This is a genomic window from Vibrio nigripulchritudo ATCC 27043, from assembly GCF_000222685.1.
In the GTDB taxonomy this organism is placed as follows: Bacteria; Pseudomonadota; Gammaproteobacteria; order Enterobacterales; family Vibrionaceae; genus Vibrio; species Vibrio nigripulchritudo.
This window is the reverse complement of sequence record NZ_AFWJ01000231.1, coordinates 1-725: the sequence shown is the minus strand read 5'-3', so window position 1 is coordinate 725 and position 725 is coordinate 1. Positions and strand designations below refer to the sequence as shown.

Genomic DNA, 725 nt, shown 5'->3' with positions numbered 1-725 from the left:
GCCAGAGCCAGAGCCAGAGCCAGAGCCAGAGCCAGAGCCAGAGCCAGAGCCAGAGCCAGAGCCAGAGCCAGAGCCAGAGCCAGAGCCAGAGCCAGAGCCAGAGCCAGAGCCAGAGCCAGAGCCAGAGCCAGAGCCAGAGCCAGAGCCAGAGCCAGAGCCAGAGCCAGAGCCAGAATTAGTTATGCCTGAAGCTGTGCCAAATGAATTTGGCACGCCACAGGACGAAGACTGGGACTTCGAGGATTCAGATCTAAGCGGTCTGGAAGAAGTTCAGGCAGAAGCCGACAACTCAGATGAAATGGGGCTGAACGAGCTAGACCAAGAGCTAGCGGCTGACTTAGCTGAAACATCACCAGAAGTTGAAGCGCCAGTTTCAGAAGAAGTTGTTCCAGAAGAGCCTGTTTTAGAAGAACCAGAGCCCATTGAACTGGACGATGCAGACCTGGGCGAGTTCGATGAGACGGCAGCGTTGGATGCAATGGCAGATGAGCCAGCTCCACTGGCAGAAGATCTAGAGCCAGAAGTTGAAGCGCCAGTTTCAGAAGAAGTTGCTTCAGAAGAGCCAGAGACCGTTGAGCTCGATGATGCCGACTTAGGCGAATTCGATGAAGCGGCTGCCTTGGATGCAATGGCAGATGAGCCAGCACCTTTAGCAGAAGATCTAGCACCAGAAGTTGAAGCGCCAGTTTCGGAAGAAGCTGTTGCAGAAGACGTAGCTTTAGATG

General features: G+C 54.5%; 1 pseudogene. It reads left to right on the top strand.

The window, feature by feature from the left end:
* Positions 1-725: pseudogene (locus RH89_RS29705) on the top strand (FimV/HubP family polar landmark protein); the annotation flags it as partial.